Origin of the sequence: Nannocystis pusilla, assembly GCF_026626665.1 — a bacterium.
GTDB classification, from domain to species: Bacteria; Myxococcota_A; Polyangia; order Nannocystales; family Nannocystaceae; genus Nannocystis; species Nannocystis pusilla.
Genome location: NZ_JAPNKE010000002.1, coordinates 9,254,229 through 9,278,908 on the forward strand (window position 1 = coordinate 9,254,229; position 24,680 = coordinate 9,278,908).

Consider the following 24,680-nt stretch of genomic DNA (forward strand, 5'->3'; position numbering starts at 1 on the left):
GCGAGGGCAGCTTGCCGATCGATCCGTCGCGTGAAACGTCCTCCATAGGCTGTGAGGATCCGCGACGGCCGCTGCCGACGACGGCGGGCCAAACAAGCGAGGACGAGCCAACCGAGATTGGCTCCGGACATTCGCGTCATTCCACAGGTACACCCTGCTTTATCCATCGGTTCGCTGTCCGAGCTCGTACCCTCCGCCGAGTCGCTCTCGCCTCCCGAAATCGTGCTCGCATCGGAGGCCGAGCTGTCGCTTGCCTCGCTCGCGGGCTCATCTTCCACCGTTATTTTGGTGGGGCCGGAGTATTCGGCCGCGGAGCCATAGGAGGCGCGCGCCTCAAGCTCGTAGGATCCTGGAGCGAGCGTGATGTCAAAGTCGACTTCGCCCGTCAGGCAGGGATCACATTCGTCCGTTAATGCACTGTCTACGAGGAGATATACGACATTCGCGGGGACGTCGGCGCACGTGTCCGTGTCACAATATTCGACATCGCCGTAGGTGACCTTGACCGAGAATTGCGTCGGAAGTACGGCCCCATCCTGGGGCGAGACGATGACGACTGGGTCGGCGCGTGCATCAGATCCCGCCACGAAGCCCACGAAGCAGCAGATGAGCGCGGCCAGGGACTTTCCTGGTCGATCGAGGAAACGCATCTCCGTCGAGTATAAACGGCAGACGGCCCGAGGCGACGTCCGGTGCGCGAAAGGTGCTGCGAAACTGCTGTGCTCGACACCGGCCGCGGCCGAGACATGGAGAGCGAAGCCTGGGCGTTCCCTGACTCGATCGTGACGTTCACCTGCGACCCGTCACTGCTCGACGCAATAGAGGCGCAGCTTCAGCGAGCAGTCGACGGCGGGGCAGCCTTCGGTCCAGCCGAGGTTCGTCGCGTGGACGAGGCCGGCGACGGCGGTGCCGCTGCCGAGCAGCCAGCCGCTGCACGGGTCGCCGGGGAAGGGGCTGCCGGTGGCGCGGGTGTGGGTCCAGGCGAGGTCGGCGGGTTCGTTGCAGGCGAGGCCGCCGGTGAGCGCGGCGCCGTCGGCGGTGTGATCGATGGCGTGGGCGAGGTCGCCGTCGACGAGGTCGAGCCAGTCGGCGGCGACGGGCGTCAGCGAGCCGGGCAGGACGTAGGGCGCGTCGTGGCGCGCGAAGTCGGCGGCCGGCGGCGCGCCGGGGAAGGTCAGCCAGGCGCGGTACGTGCCCGGCAGCTTGGCGTCCTTGGCCGATTCTGGCAGTGGTCGTCGGCGGCGGCGACGTTGCCGAAGGCGCCGGAGAAGGTCTCGGCGGTGACGAACACGAAGTAGGCGTCGCGCTCGCAGGTGGGCGAGCAGCCGTCATCGGCGACCTGGTTGCCGTCGTCGCAGGCCTCGCCGGCGACGAGCAGGCCGTCGCCGCACTCCTCGAGCTGGCAGTCGGGCGTGCAGCCGTCGCCGGAGACGAGGTTGCCGTCGTCACACGTCTCGGTCAGCGCGAGCACGCCGTCGCCGCAGACGTTGAGCAGGCACTTGTCGGTGCAGGTCTTGTCGGCGACCTGGCACTCCTCGCCGGGCTCGGGGTCGGTGTTGGCGACGCAGCTGGCGAGGGCGCAGCTGACGTCGCACGGCGGGTCGGCGTCGGCCGGCTCGCAGGCCTCGCCGGGGCCGACGAAACCGTCGCCGCAGGCCGCGAGGGTGCAGGCGGTGGTGCAGGCGGCGGTGTCGGCGTTGTGCGGGCCGTGGTCGCAGATCTCGCCGTCCTGCAAGATGCCGTCGCCGCAGCCGGTCTCGCGGCAGTTGTGGGCGCAGGCGTCGCCGTCGTCGCGGTTGCCGTCGTCGCACTGCTCGTCGTCCTGGTTGACGATGCCGTCGCCGCAGCGCACGAAGGTGCAGTCGGGCAGGCAGTCGTCGCCGCCGTCGCAGGCCTCGGTCGGGGCGAGGAAGCCGTCGCCGCAGGCCGCGACGGTGCAGTCGGTCTTGCAGATCGCCCAGTCGCCGTTGAGCGGGCCGGCGTCGCACTGCTCGCCCGCCTGCAGCAGGCCGTCGCCGCACACCGGCGCGGGGCCGGTGGTCGGATCGCCGGTGGTCGTGGCGGTCGGATCGCCGCCGGTCTGGCCGGGCAGAGGGCCGTCGCCGGGCCCGAGGTCGGAGAAGCAGCCGGCGAGGGCCAGCGCGGCGAGGAGAGGAGAGAATGTCCGAAGAGACATGTGCTTTCGGACATGGCAGAGAGGACCGGCGGCGAGGCGCGCGCTCGCCGGGCCGTGACGGGGGCCGCCGGTCACGACGGCTGCTCGAAGCAGTAGATGCGGGCCGACAGGTTGCAATCGACCTCGCCGCAGACATCGGTCCAGCCGCCGTCGTCACGCTTGACGCTGCCGGCGAGGGCGGTCATCTGCATGTCGCCGCTGGCCCACTTGGAGCAGTGGTTGCCGAAGCCGTTGTCGGCCTTGATGCCGGTCCAGACCACGTGGTTGCCGTCGCAGTCCGAGCCGCCGGTCAGCTCCATGTTGGTGTCGGTGACGTCGATGCCGGTGATGATGTCGGCGTCGACCAGGTCGGTCCAGCTGTCGGCGATCTTGGCGGTGGTGGTGTTGCGCAGGGTGTAGTAGGGGACCGAGCTCTTGTGGAAGTTGTTGCCGGGGCCGACGGCGCCGTCGCCGAGCCAGGCCTTCCACTTGTGGCCCTTGATCTTGAGCCAGCCCATGTCGCTGGCGGCGAGGTCGGCACAGCGGGCGTCGGCGGCGGCGATCGAGTTGAAGTCGTTGTTGCCGGGGATGTAGAGCTTCGAGCTGACGAACACGAGGAAGCCGTTGCGGGTGCAGTCGGTCTTGCACGTGCCCTTGGCCGGGTCGCTGTTGTTGTGGGCGCCGTGGTCGCACTCCTCGGTGGAGTCGGCGTGCAGCCAGCCGTCGCCGCAGGAGGCGGGCTCGCAGTTGTCGAGGCAGTCGTCGGTCTGGTCGTCGTTGCCGTCGTCGCAGTCCTCGACGCCCGTGTAAAGGAAGCCGTCGCCGCAGGTGTTGCTCTTGCAGTCGTCGAGGCAGCCGTCGGTCTGGACGTCGTTGCCGTCGTCGCAGTCCTCGCCGTCCTGGACGATGCTGTCGCCGCACACCGGGTTCTTGCAGCCGTTGGTGCACGCGTCGTCGTCGACCTGGTTGCCGTCGTCGCACTGCTCGACGCCCATGTGCGGCTTGCCGTCGCCGCACACGTTGTCCTTGCAGCCGAGGGTGCAGGCGGCGTCGTCGGCGTTCTGGGTCACGCCGTTGTCGCACTCCTCGCCGCTCTGGACGATGCTGTCGCCGCACGCCGGGTTCTTGCAGGCGTTGCTGCAGCCGTCGTCGTTGACCTGGTTGCCGTCGTCGCACTCCTCGCCGGGCGACTTGATGCCGTCGCCGCAGCCGGGCGGGCCGCAGCTGTTGGGGCAGTCGTCGTCGTCGACCTGGTTGCCGTCGTCGCAGTGCTCGTTGCCGTCCCACACCAGGCCGTCGCCGCACACGGCCATCTTGCAGCCGTCGACGCAGGCGTCGGTGTTCAGGTCGTTGCCGTCGTCGCACTGCTCGACCCCGACGTGGGTGAAGCTGTCGCCGCAGGTGGCGTTCTTGCAGGTGCTGAGGCAGGCGTCGGTCTCGTCGGCGTTGCCGTCGTCGCACTCCTCACCGGCGTCGGTCATGCCGTTGCCGCACGAGGCCAGCTGACAGTTGACGCAGCCGTCGACCGCACCCTCGCAGTCCTCGCCGGCGCCGACGTAGTTGTCGCCGCACACGTTGTAGGCGCAGCTCGGCGTGCACACGCCGTTGCCGTTCGGCCCCTGGTCGCACTCCTCGCCGGCGTCCTGCTGATAGTTGCCGCACAGGTCGCCCGGCATGGTCGTGGTCGTCGGCTCGGTGGTGACGTCGCTCGTGGTCGTGGACGTCGTCGTGCCGGTGGTCTCGGTGCCCGCCTGGGTCGTCGGGGGCTGCTCGCCGAAGCCAGAGCTGTCGAAGGTGCAGCCGGCCAGCGCGATGCAGGAGAACAGCAGGGCCGCGGCGTTGCGGGTGATCATCGGAAGGCGCTCCTAAGAAGGCGCCCGGCGACGCGGGCGCGCAGAATTGCCGACACGATACGAGAGCGGGCGGGTGCGCGTCCACCCGGTCGCGTGTCCTCATCGGTGCGGCTGCGGGCCGCCCGCGTAGGTCATCAGGCCGCCCGGTGCGCGGGCGATCCGGCGCGCGCCCCACAGGAGGACCAATCCCCCGAGCAGCACCGGGATCGCGGTGGTCGCGATCGCAAGGTTGAGGCCCGCGGCCTCCGCCGCGCGCACGGCGGCCTCGGTCGGCTCCTGACCGGCGAGGTAGGCGGTCTTGGCCCGGTCGCTCACGTAGCCGATCAAGGTGCGCGACAACGCGTCGCCGAACGCGTGAATGCAGAAGATGTTGACGGCAAACGCGGTGCCCCGCAGCCACGCCGGGACGCAGCCGACCAGCGCCGCGTTGAGCGGGCCGGTGTTGAGGAACAGCAGCAGCTCGGCGAAGAAGGCGACCACGAACAGCGCGACGAGGTGGTCCATGCGGGTGAGCAGGACGATCAGCGGGGCGCTCAGGACCAAGCCCACGCCGCTCAGCCAGAAATAACCGCCGGCGGAGCGGGCCTGCAGGCGGTCGCCGAGGCTGCCGCCGAGGAGGGTGCCGCACAGGCCGGCCAGGACGGTGACCGCGCCGAACACGGGGCCCGCGCTGGCGGTGCTCATGCCGTGGACCCGCTCGAGGTAGGTCGGCATCCACAGCGAGAGGCCGCCGACGGTGAAGGTCATCATCGCCAGGCCGACGGTGTTGATGCCCCACGCGGGGGTGCGGACGATCCGCCCCAGCGCGGCGAAGAAGGTGCCCTCGGTCCGCGCGGTGACGGGGTCGAGCCGGCCGCGCTCGGGCTCGACGATCCGCGCGGCCAGTGCGGCGAACAGGAGGCCCGGCAGGCCGCCGACCAGGAACACGGCGCGCCAGCCGAAGTGCTCGCCGATGAGCCCCCCGAGGATGAAGCCCAGCGCCGAGCCGACCGGGGTGGCGACGTAGAACAGGGCGAGCTTGCGGCTGCGCTCGTCGGGGCCGTAGAGGTCGGCGATGATCGAGGGGGCGGTGGTGGCGTAGGCGGCCTCGCCGATGCCGAGCAGCGCGCGGCACACGAGCAGCTCCTCGTAGGTGCGCGCGAACGCGGCGGCGAGGGTGGCGAGGCTCCACAGCATGACCCCGCCGGCGATGATGTTCTTGCGCTTGAAGCGGTCGCCGAGGTACCCGAGCGGGGCGGCGATCGTGTAGGTGATGACGAACAGGCTGCCGAGCAGGCCGCCCGCGGTGTCGCTCAGGGTGAACTCGAGCTTGATCTGCTCGAGCACGGAGCTGAGCAGCATCTGGTCGATGTAGTTGAGGAAGTTGATGACCGTGAGGACGGTCAGGATCGCCGCGGCCCGGCCGCGCCAGCTGGTGCTCGGATCGCTCATGCGTCCCCCAGCGCGGACCGCAGCTCGGCCACCCGCGCGGCGTGCTCGCGGTCGGTCAGCACCGGCTCGACGTCGCCCGCGATGACCTCGGCGAGGTCGACCCACGAGTGACAGCCGGCGTACTCGGCCCGATCGGCGATGTCGATGACCTGTCCCGAGCGATAGGTCCGAAGGAACAGGACCCAAAGACCAGGTTTACGGTAAGCAAAGCGGTCGGCGACGCACCCGGGGGCGAGGCCGTGGGCGTCGCCGAGGCGAGCGAGGCGCGCGAGGTCGTGGACCTCGACCGCGGCGTCGACCTCGGCCCACAGCGAGAGGTGCAGGCGGCCGGCGGGCGGGGCGTCGGCCAGGACCTGCGGCAGGCGGGCGCGCGCGGCCGGGGCGAGGTCGCGGTCGCGCCCGGGCTCGCGGGCGTGGAAGAAGGTGGGGAGCAGCCAGAAGCCGCGGTGCTCGGGGGTGAAGGTGGGAGCCTGTCCGGCCGCGCGGGGCTCGCGGATCCCGCCCTTGCGCACGAGGACGCTCTGGTCGCCGGCGCCGAGGCCCGCGCAGAGGACGGCCCACTCCTTGAGGGCGACGGGGGATGTGACCCGCATGGGCGCTCAGGCTACCATGGGGCGGTGTTCCGGCGCCGACGGCGAGCCGCGCTGATGGTCGCGCTCGGGCTCGCGGGCTGCGCCCACGGCCCCGGGCGCGGGCAGGACGGGTCGCTGCGCTGGCGCTACCGCGTCGAGGTGCCGGCGACGCTCGACCCTCTGCGCGTCGAGGTCTGCTTCCCCGACAAGGCGCCGCGGCGGCTGAAGATCGACGAGGACGACGCGGCGGCGGTGGCGGCGGTGACGGAGGTGTCGGCCGACAAGGGCTCGGCGCGGCTCGACCGCGAGGCGGCGACGATCGTGCTCGGGCCGCTGCCGCCCGGCGCGTGCGTGCGCTACTCGGTGGCGACCGAGGCGCTGCTCGAGGGCTCGGGTTCGCGCCTGTCCGCGCGCGCCGGCGAGGTGGTGTCGGTCGACCCGCGGCTGGTGCTGTGGCGCCCGGCGACGCTCTACTTCGAAGCCGACGTGGCGCTCGAGCTGGCGCTGGCCGACGGAGTGGTCGCGTCGGTGCCGTGGCCCGCGACCGGCGAGAACAAGTTCCACTTGCCGGTGACGGCGCTGATGTGGGCGTCGCAGGCGGTGTTCGGCGGCCTGACGACGCAGACGGTCGAGGCGGCGGGCGCGACGTTCTCGGTGGCGATCGTCGACCAGCCGCGCAAGCTCAGCGCGGCCGGGGTGGAGAAGTGGATCGCGACCGCGGCCGAGACGGTGGCGACGCTCTACGGCAGGTTCCCGGTCGAGCGCATGCAGGTGGTGGTGCTGCCGTTCCCGGGCGGCGGGGGCCCGGTGTACTTCGGGATGGCGCTGCGCGGCGGGGGCCGTCGGTGCAGCTGCTGGTGTCGAGCGAGGCGGCCGACCACGCGTTCCCCGGCGAGTGGGTGGCGATCCACGAGTTCCTGCACCACGGGATGCCGTTCGTGCAGCAGGCCGACGCGTGGCTGTCGGAGGGCTTCGTCACGTACTACACGGAGATCTTGCCGACCCGCCGCGGCTTTCGCAGCGAGTCGGCCGGCTGGCAAGCGCTGCTCGACGGGTTCGGCCGCGGACGCAAGGGCGGCACCGGCCAGCCGCTGGCGCAGGAGAGCCGCGAGATGCACGAGACGCACAGTTATCAGCGCGTCTACTGGTCCGGCGCGGCGCTCGCCTTGCTCGCCGACGTCGGCCTGCGCGACGGCGGCGGCGAGAGATCGCTCGACGCCGCCATGCGCCACTTGCTGCGCTGCTGCGCCCGTACGCCGCGAGTGTGGACGGCCGAGGCGGCGCTGCGCGAGCTCGACGCCTGGGCCGGCAGCCCTCTGTTCACCGAGCTGGCGACGTCCTGGCTGCCGCGCGCCGAGTTCCCCGAGCTGGACGCGGTCTATAGGAGGCTCGGCCTCGATGTGATAAACGGGGAGGTGAAGATCCGCCAATCCGCCCCCGCTGCCGCTGTCCGTCGGGCCATCTTCGCCAGACCTCCCGGCCCTTCCGCAGGCCCCTGAGCGGGACCGACTCTCGCGTCCGCGGGCGCCCAGACCCACCAAGCAAGAAGGAAGCACTCACCATGAACGTCAAGCACATCGCCGCCACCCTCGCCATCCTCGGCTCGGCCTCGTTCGCCGTCACCGGCTGCAAGAAGAACGCGGAGGGCACCGAGGTCCCCGCCGAGGGCGAGAAGAAGGCCGACGGCAGCTGCGGCGCGAACAAGGACGGCAGCTGCGGCGCGAACAAGGACGGCAGCTGCAGCGCGAAGAAGGAAGGCGAGGGCGACGCCGCCGCCGAGCCCGCGGCCGAGGCCACCCCGCCGGCCGCCCACTGAGCCCAGACGGCCCGCTCGTCCGGCCCGGATTCGGCCCGCCTCCGCGGCGCCGGGCCCGGGCCGGGCGCTTTCCCGGCGTTTTCCCGGCGCCCTGCTATACTGCTTCTTCGGACATGTCTTTTCGAGCAGGCATCGCCGCGCGCGCCGCGGTCCCCACCGGCGTCGGCCTCGGCCTGCGCAGCACGTTCCTCGCCGAGGTCGATCGCGGGGCCGCCGACGGTCGCGTGCCGTTCTGGGAGATCTCGCCCGACAACTACGTGGCCCGCGGCGGCAGCCGCCCGGTCCGCCTGGCCCGCGTCGCCGAGCGCTTCCCGATCCTGTCGCACGGGCTGTCGCTGTCGCTCGGCGGGCTCGACCCCCTCGACAGTGACTTCCTGCAGGGGCTGCGCGGCTTCCTCGACGCGAGCCTGCCGGCGCCGTGGCACTCCGACCACCTGTGCTTCTCGGCCCACGACGGCAAGATGCTGCACGACCTGCTGCCGCTGCCGTGGACGACGGCGTCGGCGAAGCGCGTGGCGGCCCGCGTGCGCGAGGTGTCCGAGCGGTTGGGGCGACCGATGCTGGTCGAGAACATTAGCTACTACCTGCCGCTCGGCGGGGCGCCGCTCGACGAGGCCGCGTTCGTGGTCGAGGTGCTCGAGCGGGCCGACTGCGGGCTGCTGCTCGACGTCAACAACGTGTTCGTCAACGCGACCAACCACGGCTTCGACCCGCTCGAGTGGCTGGCGAAGATTCCGCTGGGCCGCGTGGTCCAGCTGCACGTCGCCGGCCACGAGTTCTGGGACGACGCGCGCCAGGACCTGATCATCGACACCCACGGCGCGCCGGTCCGCAGCGAGGTCGACGCGCTGCTGGCATGGGTGGTCGAAAGGACAGGTGCGCTGCCGGTGCTGCTTGAGCGCGACGAGAACATCCCGCCGCTGGCCGAGCTGCTGGCCGAGCGCGATCGCGTCGACTCGGTGTACCAGGCGGCGCTGGTCCGCCACGCGGCGTACAAGGAAGGTGCCGCATGAGCGAGGAGGCGCTGATCCGGGCGTTCGCCGCCAGCGTGATCGAGCTCGACGCGCCGGCCGCGGTGAAGGCCGATGTCCGCGAGTTCTTCGCCCGCCACGGGGTGCCGCCGGAGGTGGCGGCGGGCTTGCCGGAGGCGGCCGCCGAACGCCTGGCGATCTACCGGACCATGGTCCACGGCCGCCTGCGCGCGGCGGTCGCCGAGTTCTTGCCGAAGACGGCGGCGCGGCTCGGCCGACCGCGGCTGCGCCAGGAGATCGAGCAATTCGTGGCCGAGGCAGCGCCGAGGGCCCCGTACTTCTGGCGGCTGACCGGCGAATTCGAAGTGGGCCGGGCCGCGCTGGACAGCGGACGCGACGCTGCCGGACTACCTGCTCGACCTGGCGCGGCACGAGTGGTCGGATGCCGAGGTCGGCAACGATCCCGCCGGCGGCGAGGCCGCGAGCGGCAAGCCGCTGGCGCTCGACCAGCCGGTGCAGTTCGACGGCACGGTCCGGCTCCACCGCTACGCCTGGGCGGTCCACCAGGCCACCGAGACCGAGGCGCCCGCGGCCGAGGCGACCGCGCTGCTGCTCTACCGCGACCGCAAGGACCACCAGGTCAAGGTGCTGGAGCTGACGCCCCGCGCCGCCGCGGTGACGACCCGCTTGCTGGCCGGAGAGCCGCTGCAGGCCGCGCTGATGCACGCGTGCGCCGAGCTCGGCACGCCGCTCGACGACGAGTTCCTGGCGGCGATGGCCGGCTACTTCGCCGACCTCGCCGAGCGCGGGGCGCTGCTCGGCGCGGCGTGAGCTTCGGACATGTCGTGATGGACATGTCGTGCGGGACATGCCCTTGTGGGCATGTCCCGAGCGCCAGGCTCAGGCCGGGGCGCCGTTGAAGATCCAGCGGAACAGGATCTGCACCTTCTCGGCGTCGAGCGGGGCCTTGCCCTTCGGCATCTGTTCGCCGGTGGTCTGGACGGTGCGGGTGAGCTTCTTGAACAGGTAGCTCTGGCCGGGCAGGTCGGGGATGACCCGCTTGGTCTGCGCGTCCTGGGTCGCGGGGGCGAGCAGGGCGGCGTGGACGTCCGGGCCGGCGAGGTCGAAGGCCAGGCCGGCGGGGGGCATCGCGCCCTTGTGGCAGCCGCAGTTGGTCGACAGCACGTTGAGCGCGTCGGCGAAGGAGGCCGCGGCGACCGCCTGGTTGTTGAGGACCGAGACGGTGAGCGGCGCGCTGACGACGCCCTCGACCTCGGCGGTCACCTCGGAGGTGCCGGGGTTGAGGCCGAGGAGGGTGCCCTTGGAGTCGGTGTAGAGGACGGTCTCGTCGCTCGACAGCCACTTCACGGTCGCGCCCATCACCGGGTCGCCGTTCTGGTCGAGGACCGTGACGTCGAGGTCCACGGTCTCGCCGATCTCCACGTTCACCGGGCCCTGCTCGTCGATCGTCACCGACCCCGCGCCGGGGTCCTCGCCGCCGCCGCAGTCGAAGCTGCCGGCCTCGGGCGCGCCGGCGTCGATCCACGTCTCGATCAGCGCGACCTGGTCGGGCTGCAGCATGCCGCCCTCGGGCATCTGCAGGCCGACCGGCGGCGCGGGCTTGATCTTGGTGACCAGCCAGCTGCCGGCGGAGTTGCCCGGGTCGACGTAGGGGGTGCCCGGCTGGCCCATGCTGTCGACGCCGACCAGCGCGGCGAACGACTGGCCCGCGTTCAGCGCCAGCCCCTTCGGCGGCATGTTGCTCTGGTGGCAGCCGCAGCTGGCGTCGAAGATCGGCTGGATCGAGGTCGGGTAGTCGCAGTCCGCCGGCGGGGGTTCTTCCGTGGTCGGATCGCTGCTCACCGTCGAGTCACTGCTGGGCCCGGCGCTCGGGTCGGGCCCGGTGGTGCTGCTGCTCGTCGACGAGGTCGTCGGGTCGGGCGGTTCGGTCGTGGCGTCGTTCGAGGTGCCGGTGGAGGTCAAACCGGTCACGTTGCCGGTCGCTCCGGTCGTGTCGGTGTCATCCCCATCGGGGACCTCGTAGACGGTGCACGCGGTCAGCAGGACCAAGAAAGACATCGTGTCGAGCGCATGCGCACATGCAACCGCATGCGCAGGCGTGAAGACAGTCCTCCCTCGCCGGGTGTAGGAGTGAAAAACGTCACGCAGACGCAGGACGCGCGAGACCTGTCCTGAGAGTCAGCTCGTAATCCGCTCGTGCGGGGCGCCGAGGCGGCGGGCGATCGCCACCGCGACGCGGAGGCCGTCGAGCGCCGCGGAGACGATGCCGCCGGCGAATCCGGCCCCTTCGCCGCACGGGTAGAGCTGCGGCGTGCTCGGCGACTCGAGCGTCTCGCCGTCGCGGTCGACGCGGACGGGACAGCTGGTGCGGCTCTCGACACCCACGGCGATCGCGTCGTCGCCGAGGAAGCCGGGCATGCGCGCGCCGAGGGCCTGCAGCGCGCTTTGGAGCGGCGGCGCGAGCGGGCCGAGGAGGCGGTCGAGGCGGGCCGGCTGCAGGCCGCGGTGATAGCTGGTGGCCGGCAGGTCGCGCGAGGCGGCGCCGGCGACGAGGTCGGCCAGGCGCTGGGCCGGAGCGACGAAGGCGCCGCCGCCGGCGCGGTAGGCCTCGGCCTCGAAGCGGGCCTGGTACTCGACGCCGGCCAGCGGGTCGTCGGGCGACAGACCGGCGGCCGCGAGGTGCTGCGGGCCTACCTCGGTGACGAGCCCCGAGTTGGCGAACTTGCCGCGCCGGCTGTGCGGGCTCATGCCGTTGACGACTTGCATCCCGGGGTCGGTGGCCGCGGGCACGATGTAGCCGCCCGGGCACATGCAGAACGAGAAGGCCGCGCCCGCGGCGGTCTGCTCGACCAGGCGGTAGGAGGCCGCGCCGAGGGCCGGGTGCCCGGCCAGCGCGCCGAACTGCAGGTGGTCGATGAGCGCCTGCGGGTGCTCGATGCGGACCCCGAGCGCGAACGACTTGAACGACAGCTTGACCCCGGCCGCGCGCAGCCAGGCCTGGACGTCGCGGGCCGAGTGCCCGGGCGCGACCACGACCGCGCGGGCCGGCACCACCTCGCCGCCGCGCAGGCGCACGCCCGCGGCCGCGCCGTCGTGCACCACCAGCGCGTCGGCGCGGGCCTCGAAGCGGAACTCCACGCCGGCGCCGATCAGGTGCTCGCGCATCGCCGTGATCACCCGCGGCAGCTTGTTGGTGCCGATGTGCGGGCGCGCGTCGACGAGGATCTCCGGCGGCGCCCCGTAGCCGGCGAACGCCCGCAGCACCAGGTCGACCGGGCCGCGCTTGGTCGCCCGCGTGTACAGCTTGCCGTCGGAGTAGGTGCCCGCGCCGCCCTCGCCGAAGCAGTAGTTGCTCTCGGGGTCGAGCTCGCCGCGCTGGCTCAGGCCGGCGAGGTCGTGCCGCCGCGCCCGCACGTCGCGCCCGCGCTCGAGCACGACCGACCGCACCCCCGCGCGCGCCAGGCCCCAGGCGCAGAACATGCCCGCCGGGCCGGCGCCGACGATCACCACGGCTGGCTCCTGCGACATGTTCGGCAGGACATGTGGCAAGTAACATGGCTCTTCGGGCATGTCCTTGCCGACATGCACGAGCAGCTCGACGTGGACGCGGACGCGGCCGCGGCGGGCGTCGATCGAGCGGTGGGCGACCGCGACGTGGCGGACGTCGGCCTCGCGCAGGCCGGCCGCGCGGGCGCCGGCGCGGCGCAGAGCGTCGGGGTCGAGGAGGGCGTCGGGGTGGAGGTCGACGCGCACCCGCTGAACGGCGGAGGACACGGCGCTCACTCCGCGGCGGGGGCGGTGACCGAAGTCGAGGTCCCTGGACCCGCTTGACGACGGTGTCGGGGTTCGACCCGGGCAAGCCGGAGGCGAGGCCGCCGCCCTCGGGCGGGGCCTTGTAGGTGATGGGCAAGCCGTCGGCGACCGCCCGCGTGACCCCGTGCACGAGCGTGCCGATCGCGACCAGGCCGTCGTAGTTGATCTTGTCGGCGTGGTCGCCCGGCCGGTGGTAGTCGGCGTGGGTGCCGGTGAAGAAGAACAGCACCGGCAGGCTCTTCTTGTAGAAGCTGGCGTGGTCGCTGCGGGTGGCGACGCTGGCCTCGTAGAGGATCGAGAGGCCGGCGCTGCCGATGCGGTCGAGCAGCGGCATCCAGGCGTCCGACGAGACGATGCCGCCGATCGCCAGGCCCTTCGGTCCGAGTCGGCCGATCATGTCGAGGTTGACCATGGCGACGACCTTGTCGAGCGCAAACGGCGGCTTGTCCGCCAGCGCCTTCGAGCCGAGCAGCCCCAGCTCTCGCCGGCGAAGTGGGCGAACAGGACGGTGCGCCGCGGCCGCTGCTCGGCGAAGTGCCGCGCCAGCTCGAGCAACATGGCGGTGCCGCTGGCGTTGTCGTCGGCGCCGTTGCAGATGACGTCGACCACGTCGCCCTTGCGGCTCTCGCCGCACTCGCCGCGGCCGACGGCGCCGATGTGATCGTAGTGCGCGCCGACGACGACGATCTCGTCGCGCAGGTCGCTGCCGGAGATCTTCGCCAGCACGTTGGGCACCTTCACCTGGACCGGCTCGACCACCACCGACAGCTTCAGCGCGACCCCGGAGCTCGGCCGACTGCGGCGCGAGCTTGGTATCGATCGCCTCCTGCAGCGCGGAGATCTTCTGCTTGCCCTTGCCCACGCGCAGCAGCCGGTCGGCCGCTTTCCACTTGAGCTGGACGATCGGGAGCGCGAGCGGCTCGCCGATCACGCCGTCCTCGCGCTGCAGCGGCGCGAACGCGTCCGCCTCGCGCTCCTCGGCGTCGAGGAAGCTCCGGGGACCCCTCACGGTGACCACCCCGACGGCGCCGGCCTTGGCCAGACGCTCGACCTTGGTCCGCAGCGATCCCGCGCCCGGGCCGAACTGCGGGCCCTTGCGCTTGCCGGCCTCGCGCATGACCGGGCCGACGAGCGCCTGTAGATCGAACTCGACCGTGAGCGGGTCGGCCGGCAGCAGCCACATGTCCTTCAGGTCAGCCTCGGGCATGAACCGATGCAGCATGGCGATCACGCGCCCGCGGGTGCGCTCGTGCAGCGCGCGCAGGCCGGCCGCGTCGCCGCTCTGCTTGAGCGGGGCCGCCGCTGCCGCGAAATCGCCCGCTTCGCGCTGAAGCCTGCGAAAGAAGGTCATCGTGTCGGGCCGACCCGGAGCGTCGAGCAGCACGACCGCGATCTTTCCTTTGAGGTCGAGCCCGGCGAGGTCGTCGTAGGGCTTGGCCTCGGCCGGCTCGCCGTCGGCGCCGGGCGTCGACTCCGAGGCGGCCGCGTAGCCGACGAACACGGCCGGTCCCTGCACCTCGCCGCTCGCGGTCTGCGGCGAGATCGAGAACTCGCCGCCAGCGATCCCGGTCGCCCGCTCGCCGCGGACGACCTGCAAGCTCACAGGCTGACTCGGCCGCACGCCGACGGAAATCGAAAAGTCGGCCATGAACGAATCGCCCGCAACCGGCTCGAGGCCGAGCGCACGGTGCCTCTGCGCCAAGTACTCCGCGGCCTCGGCGAGCTCGGGGCTCAGCGTGAAGCGGCCGCGCAACTCGTCGCGCGCGAGCGCAGCGATGTCCGCTTGCAGACGGGCGCGGTCGGGAGTCCACGTCAGCGGCGTCGGGGATGGCGACGCATCAGCTCGCTCGACCGGTGCAGCCGTGGTGGTCGCGGCGGGCCGTGTGCAGCCTGGCGCCAGCATCAGGGCCGCCGACAACAGAAGCGACGTGGACGAAAACGGCGTGCGCACGAGCGACTCTTAGCGCCCTTTGACCGCCACCTCGGGCATCGCGGTGCTCCCGCTTGCGTGCGTTGCTTCACGCATCATCGTCCCACTACTCGACCGAACCTGACGATTCATCGCGAACTCGACGGTGCTCGAGGGGCACCACGCAGCACGTGCAACCTGGTTGCACGGCCGCGCTCCGGTGTATTGACGCCCTCACGGACTCTGGCGTACCGTGCCCCCCGCTGTCCCAAACCCGCGAAACGTTACGCGCACGCGCGTGGTGTGTCGGAACCGGTCACTAAGCCCCACAAGGATTACCAGCAATGAAGCGTCTCAGTCTGATTGGAAGTTGGAAGCGCCTCGGCGTGCAGGTCGGTCTCCTGGCCGGCGTCGGCATCGCCTTCATCGGCGGCTCCGAGCCGCCGCCCGCGATCGCGGCCCCGGTCTGTGTCGAAGAAGGTCAGTGCACCTTCGTCAAGCCCCTGTTCCTGATCGTCGCCGACTACTCGACGTCGATGAACACCATGTTCGACGCCAACCAGACCCGCTGGGAGGCGGCGGTGAGCGCGATCGTGGCGATGGTCGACGCCGACAACGGCTACCTGCAGGGCAACGTCCTGCTCGGCCTCATGCGCTTCGGCCACGACCCCAACGTCGGCCAGACGGGCACGCTGATCCAGAACGACTCGTCGGGCATCACCGACGGTCAGAAGATCGACGTCGGCTTCTACGACGAGGCGGCCCCGGACAAGGCCTACTACCAGTGTAACGGCGAGGCGATCAAGACCGCCATCATGTCGGTGCCCGCGCCGATCAACGGCAACCTCGTCGGCATCGGCACGTGGACCAAGGGCGCCCTGGACAGGGCCAAGGCCTACATCCAGCAGACCTGGACCGACCACCCGAACGACAAGCAGCAGCGCAAGGGCGCCATCGTGGTGCTCACCGACGGCGAGTGGACCGACCCGTCGGGCACCCAGAAGCTGCAGCCGGCCAACCAGAACCCGTCGATCACCGCCAAGGACCTGTTCGACAACAACGGGGTCCCGACCTACGTCGTCGCCATCGGCGAGGCGATGGGCAAGATGTTCGCCGACGAGCTGGCGATGAACGGCGGCACGGGCACGGCGTACGACGCCTCCAACCCGCAGCAGCTGATCGACGCGCTCAAGATGGTCGTCCAGGCGATCATCAACGACGTCATCCAGCCCGTGTGCGCGCCGGGCCTCCCGCGCATCATGGTGCTCCTCGACGCCTCGTCGTCGATGCTCAACATCAACAACGGCACCCAGGCCGGCCCGATGGGCATGACCGGCTGGGACGCGGCCCGAGAGGCGCTCGCCGGCGCCAACTCGCTGTTCGACCAGGTCGTCATGGGCAACCAGGCGGTCGAGAACCTGGTGCACCTCGGCCTCGCGGTGTTCGGCTACAACATGCCGGCGCCGGGCGAGCAGAAGCTGCTCGTCGACTACGGCCCGTGCATGAAGGACAACTTCCAGTGGGCCCTCGACCCGAACACCTCGTGCGAGGCGCCCGGTTGCACCGACCCGTGGGGCGGCCCGCCGATCACCTGGACGTTCAAGGACGGCTCGGCGATCGACCCGCCGGGCTTCGACGCCCAGACCCTGAGCCACATGCCGAAGTGCGACTTCGCCGGCAACCTGCCGAACGCGTGCGTCGGCTCCGGCACGTACACGCACCTCGGCCTCCAGCTGGTCCAGCAGAACATCACGGACTACAAGGCCGCCTGCTCGAACCCGATGTTCCCGTACCCGTGTGACGCGAACACGAAGTTCATCAACATCCTGGTCACCGACGGCGACTACCAGTCGACCGACGCGCAGGTCCAGGCGCCGCTGCAGGCGATGTTCAACGCGGGCGTCACGACCTACGTGATCGGCTTCGGCGACCTGGTCAACTCGCCCATGTCGATGACGAAGCTGAACAACATGGCGAACTGGGGCTCGGGCGGCGCCGAGATGTACTACGACGCCAACAACCAGATGGCCCTCGAGGCGGCGCTCGCCAGCATCATCGAGCAGATCTCGTTCGACCCGTGCTGCGGCTTCGTCAACTGCGCCAACGTGCCCGAGCCGACCACGGACGAGCCCGATCCGCTGCCGATGGACACGACCAGCACCACCTCGGAGTCGGAGAGCGCCACCGACACGGCGACGGACACCGAGACGACGACCGACACCGGCGTCACCGCGACGGACACCGACGCGACCACCGACACGCCGGTCACCACGACCGACACGACCGAGACCTCGGCCGGCCCGGGCACCGACACCACGCCGACCACCACCGAGACGCCGACCACCGGCGCCACCGAGTCCGGCGGCACGGACAGCGACTCCGGCGAGCCGACCACCGGCAACAACCCGACCGGCGGCCAGGTCACCGCGACCGCGGGCGACACCGAGGGCGAGTCCGAGACCTCCGACACCGAGGGCACCGACTCCGCGACCGGTGGCAGCACCGACAGCGCGGGTGGTTGCGGGTGCAAGGTCGACGACGCCGAGGGTCAGACCCGCGGCCTGCTCGCCTCGCTCTTCACTCTCGGCCTGGCGGGCTTCATCCGCCGCCGCCGCCGCGCCTGAGCGGACGACTCGGACCCGCGAGGTCCGTGAGCGGCCGAGCCGCACGCAGGGGCCGCCTCCGGTTTTCGGAGGCGGCCTCCGCCTTTTTTGTCGTCGGTCCCGATCGCCGCGGGTCGCCGCGGGCGCGAGGGGTCGATTTTTTGCCACAAAACCCGGCGCAGCGGCCCGCAGCGGCCCGCGTGGCGTTTTTATGGGTCGCCTCACACCGAGGCGTGCTCGGCTACTGGCCGGCTAGCGGCCCTTTTGCTATGCACACCGATCGTGTCGCAGGAGCACCAGGACCCCGACCTCAACGCGCTGTCCGACGAGGGCGGCCGAATTGTCGCCGAAGAGCTCGACATCTTGCGGCGGATCCAGGAGCGCCTCGATCGCGAGGCTCAGAACGCGCCCGGGCAGATCGAGGACCTCGACGCCCAGCTCATCGAGCTGCGCGACGCCCTGGCTGAAGCCAAGGAAGAGGACCAGGCCTCGCTGGTCGAGCAGATGCACCAAGTCGCCGCCCTGAGCCGCACGCGCGGGCAGGGCCGCGACGCGCCGGTCGATCCGAAGAACCCGTACTTCGGCCACCTCCGGCTGCGCGAGGCCAAGTCGAAGCGCCTGCGCGACGTGCTGGTCGGCAAGCGCACCCTCCTCGACGACGGCGACGGGCTGTCGATCGTCGACTGGCGCAACGCCCCGGTCTCGCGCCTCTACTACCGCTACGAGGAGGACGACGAGTACGAGGAGGAGTTCGACGCTCGCTCGCTCGAGGGCACCGTGATGGTGCGCCGCTCGGTCGCCGTGATGGAGTCGAGCCTGCGCCGCGTGTCGGCCCCGCAGGGCACCTTCGTCAGCGACCGCCGCGGCCGCTGGCGCGACGCCGTCGGCGCCGCCAAGCCGATGCTCGAGGGCGGGGTCGGCACCGCCGTCCGCGTGCCGCAGGGCCAGCTCGGCGTCCACAGCGACGACGACCAGCCGCGCGCCGACAAGCACCTGCAGGAGATCACGGCGCTCATCGACAAGGAGCAGTTCAACCTGATCACGCAGCCCGAGTCGGGCATCGTGCTGATCCAGGGCGGCGCCGGCTCGGGCAAGACGACCGTCGCGCTGCACCGCGTGGCCTACCTGGCCTATCAGGACCGCCGCCGGTTCGCGCCGGCCAAGATGCTCATCATGGTCTTCAACGAGGCCCTGGTCGAGTACATCCGCCACGTGCTGCCGTCGCTCGGCATCGACGGCGTGCCGGTCACGACCTACCGCAAGTGGAGCACCCAGCTGCTGCGCAAGCTGAAGCTGCGGATCCCCATCAGCCACATCGACGGCGTCCCCGACGCCGTCAGCCGCTTCAAGAAGCACCCGGTCGTCCTGCGCATGATCGACGACCGCATCGGCTGGCAGCTCGAGGAGGCCGAGGAACTGCTCAAGAAGCGGCTCGGCGAGCGCGCCGGCGCCGACGCGGCGTTCGCGGTGTGGCAGCGCAACGCCGACCTCCCGCCGGTCGTCCGCGCCGAGCGCACGCTCGACCAGATCAAGGCCGACCCGAGCATCCCCGGGCCCGCGCGCGCCGCCGCCGAGACCGCCCTGCGGACCATCCGCGACGACCTGCGCGACGTCTGCGACGACTGGCTCGAGCTCATGACCGACAGCGAGGCCCTGCGCACCGCGCTGCGGGAGTACGCGCCCGGGGCCTTCAACGACGCCGACGTGGCGACGATCGTCCGCTGGTGCGCCGCCAAGGCCGAGCTCGACGAGGAGCCCGAGGCCGAGGAGGAGCGCGACGAGGACGAGGCCGAGGAGCGCGCCGCCGAGTCGACGATCGACAGCGAGCCGGCGCCGCCGAAGGGCGAGGCCGACGCCGACGGCGAGGACGGCGAGGCCGAGGCGCCGCCGCCGCGCACGCGCATGGGCCACCACAGCGTCGGCCTCGACCCCGAGGACGACGCGATCCTGCTGCGCCTGCTGCAGCGCAAGTACGGCGGCCTGTTCCTCGGCGGCAAGCGCTTCGAGTACGAGCACATCGTCATCGACGAGGCCCAGGACCTGGCGCCGATCGAGGTGCGGGTGCTGCTCGACTGCGCGACCGACGGCCAGAGCGTGACCATCGCCGGCGACCGGGCGCAGAAGATGATCTTCGACAACGGCTTCGTCGACTGGCCGCAGCTGCTCGGCGACGCCGGCCTGCCGCACGTGGCGATCCAGCCGCTCAAGATCACCTACCGCTCGACCCGCCAGGTGATGGAGCTGTCGCGCTTCGTGCTCGGCCCGCTGCACAGCCCCGAGGACGCGCTCATCGCCCGCGAGGGCGCGCCGGTCGGCTACTACCAGTTCGGCGACACCGGCGAGGCGGTCGCGTTCCTGGCCGAGGCCCTGCGCGCGCTGATGCAGCGCGAGCCGACCGCCAGCTGCGCGCTCGTCACCCGCTACCCCCAGCAGGCCGACGTGTACCACGACGCCCTGCGGATCGCCGAGGTGCCCAAGCTGCGCCGCGTCGGCCGCCAGGACTTCAGCTTCACCCCCGGCATCGACGTCACCGACATCCGCCAGGTCAAGGGCCTCGAATTCGACTACGTCGTCCTGCTCGACCCGACGGTCCAGAACTACCCCGAGGTGGTCGAGTCGCGCCACCTCCTGCACATCGGGGCCACCCGCGCCGCGCACCAGCTGTGGCTGGTCTGCTCCGGCCCGCCGAGCAAGCTCATCCCCGAGGACCTGATCGTCGCCAGCCTCGAGTAGCCGCGAGCAGGAAAGAACAAGGGACATGCTCCGCGGAGCATGTCCCTTGCATGTTCTATGGGACATGCCCGCGAGGGCATGTCCCGAAGACCCGCTCAGCTCGCCGACTGCGCCAGCTTCTGCAGCGCGAGGTCGGCGATCGCCTGGCCGACCTCGGAGCAGCGGGCGGCCTTGGCCTCGCCCACGAGGTCGTAGGTGAGGGGGTGGCCGTCGCGGAGCACGTCGACCACCGCGGCCTCGATGGCGGCGGCGGCGCGGACGAGGCGGTCGTCGTTCTTGCGCTCGCCGAGCCAGTCGAGGCCCTCCTTGACGGCGAGGATCATGGCGATCGGGTTGACCTTGTCCTTGCCGGCGTGCTTCGGCGCGGAGCCGTGGATCGGCTCGAACATGCCGTGGTCCTTGCCGACGTTGGCGCCGACGGCCATGCCCATGCCGCCCTGCAGCACCGAGGCGAGGTCGGTGACGATGTCGCCGAACATGTTGGTGGTGACCACCACGTCGTAGTACTCGGGCTGGCCGATCAGCCACTGCGTGAAGGCGTCGACGATCGCCGAGTCCTTCTCGATCTGCGGGTACTCCTCGCCGACCTGTTGGAACACCTCGGCGAACAGGCGGCAGCCGTGCAGCACGTTGTCCTTGACGACCGCGGTGACGCGCAGCTTGCCGTCCTTCGGCGCGCCCTTGTTGCGCTTCTTGCACAGCTCGAAGGCCTTGCGGATCACCTGCTCGCTGGCGCGGCGCGTGATCACGCGGGTGTCGATCGCCAGCTCGGTGGTGCCGCCGGGGGCGAGCTTGCCGCCGACCTGCGAGTACAGGCCCTCGGTGTTCTCGCGGATGATCACCATGTCGACCTGGCCCGGCTGCCACACCAGCTTGTTGGCGCCGTGGATCCGGTGCTGCACGCCCTCGTACAGCTTGACCGGGCGGACGTTGGCGAACAGGTTGAGGCGGATGCGGTTGCCGATGACCGGCGAGTAGCCCGCCATCTTGCCGTCCTTCATCAGCACCGGGCCCGGGCCGGTGGGCGACGGCCAGCCGACCGCGCCGAGCAGGATCAGGTCGGCCGCGTCGCAGCGCTCCTCTGCTCCTTCGGGCCAGTCGCGGCTGCCGTGCTCGAGATAGAACTGCCCGCCGCACGGGATGTCCTCGACCTCCCACGCGACATCCAGGACCTTGGACAGCGCCGAGAGCACGCGCAGTCCCTCGCGCATCACTTCCGGTCCGGTCCCGTCCCCGCCAAGGGTCACCAGCTTGTACGCCATGGTTTCCGGTGTACACGCGCGTCGGCGCGAGCGACCGACCGCGCCGTTCGCCGCGCCGGTGTGGATCCTCACCCAATCTGCGCGCAGGACGCGGTATACATGCACGGCCAGCCGCGAACCTTTGCGCGGCCTCCTGGGATCTCGACGTGGTCGCGCAGCTCCTGCCTGTCTGGGTCCTGGTCGCGTGGGGTGTGTCCGCACGGGCCTTCGCCCCCGCGCCGGCCGCAGGCGCCGCCGAGCCGCCGAAGCCCACGGCCGCGCCCGCCGTCGACAAGCTCGCGCCCGGTGCGGGCGCCCCGTTGCCGGCGCCGGCGCCGAAGGCTCCTGGCGTTCAGGACATGTCCCAAACGCCATTGTGGGTGCGCCCGACCAGCGCGCCGCCGCTGCGGCCGGTGGTCGGCAAGGCGAGGATCCGCGACTTCAAGCTGAAGTCGGCGCGCATCGACGACGACGCGATCGACATCGACGGCCGGACGTCCGAGCCGGCGTGGCTGGCGGTGCCGCTCTTGCCCGACCTGGTCCAGATCGAGCCGCGCTACGGGCACGCGCCGACGCACGAGACGCGGGTGCGGGTCGCCTACGGCACCAAGGGCCTGTACGTCGCGTTCGACTGCATCGACGACCCGAAGCACGTGCGCGCCGGCGTGTTCCGCAAGGACCAACTCGGCCCGTCCGACATCGTCTGGCTCGAGCTCGACCCCAACAACAACGACACCACCGGCTACTCGTTCGCGCTCAACGCCTCCGGCTCGCAGGAGGACTCGCAGCTGTTCCGCGACGACTCCGAGGAGCTGCTGTGGGACGGCGTGTGGAAGGGCGCGGCCAAGCTGACCGACACCGGCTGGTCGGCCGAGATGTTCATCCCGTGGTCGACGATCCGCTTCACCGCCCGCGACGAGTACACCTTCGGCGTCAACATCGGCCGGTGGATCAACCACGACGGTGAGACGCAGATCCTCTCGCCCACGCCGCAGGGCCTGCCGGGGCGCATGAGCTGGGCGCTCGACTACGTCGGCGTCAAGAACATCCAGCCCGGCCTCAACCTCGAGCTGCGGCCGTTCTTCTCGCTGCGCGGCGTACCGCGTCGCGGTGACGACAGCCTCGACCGCTCGTTCCCGCTGCTGCCCAACGGCGGCTTCGACCTCAAGTACGGCCTGCGCGGCAACCTGACCCTCGACCTCGCGGTCAACCCCGACTTCGGCCAGGCCGAGGTCGACCCCGCGGTGCTGAACCTCGGGCCGTTCGAGGTCTACTTCCCCGAGCGGCGCACGTTCTTCCTCGAGTCGAAGGAGATCTTCGAGACCCGCTTCCAGCTGTTCTACTCCCGCCGGGTCGGCCGGATCCCGCGGGCCGCGCTGGCCGATCAGACGCCGCGCGGCGGCGAGGACGGCGAGATCGTCGCGCTCGATCCGCTGACGCGGATCTTCGGGGCCCTGCGCGTCACCGGTCAGGTCAAGCCGGGCTGGAGCCTCGGCGTGCTGACGGCCAACACCGGCGCGAGCTTCGGCGTCGAGCGCTTCTCCGACGGCTTCGAGCGGCGCGTCACGGTCGACCCGATCAGCGAGTACTCGGTGATCCGCGTGCGCCGCGAGTTCGACGGTCAGACCAGCATCGGCGCGCTGGTCACCGGGGTGGTGCGCGGCGGCGGCGAGCCGTCGGCGTTCACCGGCGGCTTCGACTACCGGATCCGCTTCCGCGAGCGCTGGCGGCACTCGGCGCAGATCATCGGCACTCACAACGGCCGGCGCGAGGGCATGGGCGCGGTGGCCGACATCAACCGCACCAGCAAGAACCTGTCGATGGGGGCGGTGTTCGAGACCTTGACGCCGCACGCCGACTTCAACGACCTCGGCTTCATGCGCTTCAACAACTACATCGACGGCAAGGCCAACGTCGGTGTGTTCAACGCCCAGCCGGTCGGCAACGTGCGGCGCATGGCGGCGACGCTGTCGTCGCAGGTGGCCTCGTCGTACCAGGGCTACCTGCTGCAGAAGCAGTTGCACCTCGACCTCAGCCTGACCACGCTCAAGCTGCAGGGCACCTCGCTGTGGGCCGGCGGCCACCTGCCGCAGTACGACCTGTTCGAGACGCGCGGCGGGATCCCCTACCTCGTCCCGTTTCACTGGTGGATCGGCGGCACCTCCTCGAGCCCCGACAACAAGAAGATCGTCGGCGTGTTCAACTGGGCCTACGGCGAGCAGAACGGCCGCCCCGGCCCCGACTACGGCCTCGAGGTCCGCCTCCGCCCGGTGCCCCGCCTCGAGCTCACCCTCCGCGGCGACCTCAACCTCAGCTTCGGCCGCCCGCGCTGGACCACCACCAACGACCTCGACGAGGCGGTGTTCGGCCGCGCCTACGTCACCCAGTACATCGGCGTGCTGCGCGGCACCCTCGGCATCCTGCCCAACCTGACGCTGCAGACTTTCAACCAGCTGTACTTCCTCTCGGCCCGCCACACCGACTTCTTCATCCTCGAGCGGCCCGGCACGCTGGTCCCGACCAACCCCGCGCCCTACGCCGGCGAGGTCGACCAGGGCCTCACCAGCTTCATCTCCAACTCGATCCTCCGCTGGGAGTACCGCCCCGGCAGCTTCCTGTTCTTCGTCTACACCCACCGCACCGTGCTGTCCGACTTCAGCCCGCGCTTCAGCTACCGCCCGCTCGGCGGCTTCGCCAACCTCGTCGCCCCGGGCGTGGCCAACGAGGACATCCTGTTCCTCAAGCTGCAGCACATGTTCGGCCTGTGAGCGCATGGGGGCATGTTCCGAAGAGCATGTGTGAACGGCCATGTTCTCCGGGGCATGTCCGAAAGAGCAGCTCCGTCGAATGCGCCGAGCGCGCCAGGGGGCGACGGTAACGCAGCCTTAATGTCGCCTACGGGTCGGGCGAGACCAGGCCGGCCCGCACGGCGTACTTGACCAGGCCGGCGAGGTGGTGGACATCGAGCTTGGCCATGATCCGGCCGCGGTGGCCCTCGACGGTCTTCATGCTGAGGCCGAGGTCCCGCGCGATCTGGTTGCTCGACTGGCCCTGGACGACGAGCCGGAGGATCTCGCACTCCCGGTTGGTGAGGGCGTCGGCCGGATGGGTCTCGCGCCGGCGCGAGTCGACGAGCACGAGCTTGGCGATCGCGGGGCTGAAGAAGGCGCCGCCGCGGGCGACGGCGGCGATCGCGGCCAGCAGCTTGCTGAACGCCGACCCCTTTAATAAATAGCCGCTCGCGCCGGCGCGGATCGCCGGACGCACGTACTCCTCGCCGGAGTACATCGACAGCACCAGGACCTGGGTGCCGGGGAAGTCGCGGCAGATCGCGCGCGTCGCCTCGACGCCGTTCATCTCCGGCATGCCCAGGTCCATGACCACGACGTCGGGCCGCAGCCGCTCGACAGCCGTGACCGCGGCGCGCCCGTCCGCGACCTCGCCGACGACCTCGATGCCAGGCTGCTCGGCGAGCAGCATGCGGACCCTCCCGGACGATCGCGTGATCGTCCGCGAGCAACACCCGGACAACCTGCTTCTGTTCCACGCCCCGAACCCTAGC

Annotated in this window: 17 protein-coding genes and 2 pseudogenes; 9 read left to right on the forward strand and 10 right to left on the reverse strand. The window is 71.0% G+C overall.

The window, feature by feature from the left end:
- Positions 1-1,174: 1,174 nt before the first annotated feature.
- From OV079_RS40920 to OV079_RS40940, 5 genes are all read right to left on the reverse strand, one after another.
- Positions 1,175-2,176, reverse strand: a complete 1,002-nt coding sequence (locus tag OV079_RS40920; RefSeq protein ID WP_267775126.1) for a DUF4215 domain-containing protein — start codon at positions 2,174-2,176, stop codon at positions 1,175-1,177.
- A 71-nt stretch (positions 2,177-2,247) separates the two neighbouring features.
- The gene (locus OV079_RS40925) at positions 2,248-4,008 is read right to left on the reverse strand and encodes a DUF4215 domain-containing protein (RefSeq protein ID WP_267775127.1); all 1,761 of its coding nucleotides are present in this window, start codon (positions 4,006-4,008) and stop codon (positions 2,248-2,250) included.
- Positions 4,009-4,107: 99 nt separating this feature from the next.
- The gene (locus OV079_RS40930) at positions 4,108-5,439 is read right to left on the reverse strand and encodes a spinster family MFS transporter (protein WP_267775128.1); all 1,332 of its coding nucleotides are present in this window, start codon (positions 5,437-5,439) and stop codon (positions 4,108-4,110) included.
- On the reverse strand, positions 5,436-6,032 hold the full coding sequence (locus tag OV079_RS40935; protein WP_267775129.1) for a DUF1802 family protein: 597 nt from the start codon (positions 6,030-6,032) through the stop codon (positions 5,436-5,438). Before OV079_RS40935 ends, OV079_RS40930 begins: the two co-directional genes overlap by 4 nt.
- A gap of 449 nt (positions 6,033-6,481) precedes the next feature.
- On the reverse strand, positions 6,482-6,691 hold the full coding sequence (locus OV079_RS40940; RefSeq protein ID WP_267775130.1) for a hypothetical protein: 210 nt from the start codon (positions 6,689-6,691) through the stop codon (positions 6,482-6,484).
- A gap of 165 nt (positions 6,692-6,856) precedes the next feature.
- On the opposite strand from OV079_RS40940, the gene OV079_RS40945 reads away from it, so the two are divergent.
- The 5 genes and pseudogenes from OV079_RS40945 to OV079_RS40960 all read left to right on the forward strand — a co-directional run bounded on the left by OV079_RS40945 (position 6,857) and on the right by OV079_RS40960 (position 9,629).
- The gene (locus OV079_RS40945) at positions 6,857-7,510 is read left to right on the forward strand and encodes a hypothetical protein (RefSeq protein WP_267775132.1); all 654 of its coding nucleotides are present in this window, start codon (positions 6,857-6,859) and stop codon (positions 7,508-7,510) included.
- Positions 7,511-7,572: 62 nt separating this feature from the next.
- Positions 7,573-7,827, forward strand: coding sequence for a hypothetical protein (locus tag OV079_RS40950; protein ID WP_267775133.1), 255 nt, complete (start codon positions 7,573-7,575; stop codon positions 7,825-7,827).
- A gap of 113 nt (positions 7,828-7,940) precedes the next feature.
- Positions 7,941-8,840, forward strand: a complete 900-nt coding sequence (locus OV079_RS40955; RefSeq protein ID WP_267775134.1) for an MbnB/TglH/ChrH family RiPP precursor modification enzyme — start codon at positions 7,941-7,943, stop codon at positions 8,838-8,840.
- Positions 8,837-9,148: pseudogene (locus tag OV079_RS59435) on the forward strand (HvfC/BufC family peptide modification chaperone); the annotation flags it as partial. The gene OV079_RS40955 and the pseudogene OV079_RS59435, both read left to right, overlap by 4 nt.
- A 163-nt stretch (positions 9,149-9,311) precedes the next feature.
- A complete protein-coding gene (locus OV079_RS40960; protein ID WP_267775135.1) occupies positions 9,312-9,629 on the forward strand; it encodes an HvfC family peptide modification chaperone in 318 nt (105 codons plus the stop codon).
- Between the two features lie 69 nt (positions 9,630-9,698).
- Here OV079_RS40960 and OV079_RS40965 read toward each other — a convergent pair whose 3' ends face one another.
- The 3 genes and pseudogenes from OV079_RS40965 to OV079_RS59440 form a co-directional block, all read right to left on the reverse strand.
- Positions 9,699-10,877, reverse strand: a complete 1,179-nt coding sequence (locus OV079_RS40965) for an Ig-like domain-containing protein (RefSeq protein WP_267775136.1) — start codon at positions 10,875-10,877, stop codon at positions 9,699-9,701.
- A gap of 120 nt (positions 10,878-10,997) precedes the next feature.
- A complete protein-coding gene (locus tag OV079_RS40970) occupies positions 10,998-12,593 on the reverse strand; it encodes an NAD(P)/FAD-dependent oxidoreductase (protein WP_267775137.1) in 1,596 nt (531 codons plus the stop codon).
- A 223-nt stretch (positions 12,594-12,816) separates the two neighbouring features.
- Positions 12,817-13,394: pseudogene (locus OV079_RS59440) on the reverse strand (M28 family peptidase); the annotation flags it as partial.
- Between OV079_RS59440 and OV079_RS40980 the strand changes: the two are divergent.
- The 3 genes from OV079_RS40980 to OV079_RS40990 all read left to right on the forward strand — a co-directional run bounded on the left by OV079_RS40980 (position 13,360) and on the right by OV079_RS40990 (position 19,877).
- Positions 13,360-13,773, forward strand: a complete 414-nt coding sequence (locus OV079_RS40980; protein ID WP_267775139.1) for a hypothetical protein — start codon at positions 13,360-13,362, stop codon at positions 13,771-13,773. The pseudogene OV079_RS59440 and the gene OV079_RS40980 sit on opposite strands and share 35 nt — an antisense overlap.
- A 1,112-nt stretch (positions 13,774-14,885) precedes the next feature.
- Positions 14,886-17,165, forward strand: a complete 2,280-nt coding sequence (locus OV079_RS40985; RefSeq protein WP_267775140.1) for an MYXO-CTERM sorting domain-containing protein — start codon at positions 14,886-14,888, stop codon at positions 17,163-17,165.
- Between the two features lie 261 nt (positions 17,166-17,426).
- Complete coding sequence (locus OV079_RS40990; RefSeq protein WP_267775141.1) at positions 17,427-19,877, forward strand: ATP-binding domain-containing protein; 2,451 nt, start codon at positions 17,427-17,429, stop codon at positions 19,875-19,877.
- Between the two features lie 95 nt (positions 19,878-19,972).
- Here the strand turns inward: OV079_RS40990 and OV079_RS40995 are convergent, their stop codons facing one another.
- Positions 19,973-21,139: an isocitrate/isopropylmalate dehydrogenase family protein gene (locus OV079_RS40995; protein ID WP_267775142.1), complete on the reverse strand. Its 1,167-nt coding sequence runs from the start codon at positions 21,137-21,139 to the stop codon at positions 19,973-19,975.
- 146 nt (positions 21,140-21,285) lie between these two features.
- On the opposite strand from OV079_RS40995, the gene OV079_RS41000 reads away from it, so the two are divergent.
- Entirely contained in the window at positions 21,286-23,886 is a 2,601-nt protein-coding gene (locus OV079_RS41000) for a DUF5916 domain-containing protein (RefSeq protein WP_267775143.1), read from the forward strand.
- 127 nt (positions 23,887-24,013) lie between these two features.
- Here the strand turns inward: OV079_RS41000 and OV079_RS41005 are convergent, their stop codons facing one another.
- Complete coding sequence (locus OV079_RS41005) at positions 24,014-24,598, reverse strand: response regulator (RefSeq protein ID WP_267775144.1); 585 nt, start codon at positions 24,596-24,598, stop codon at positions 24,014-24,016.
- Between the last annotated feature and the right edge of the window lie 82 nt (positions 24,599-24,680).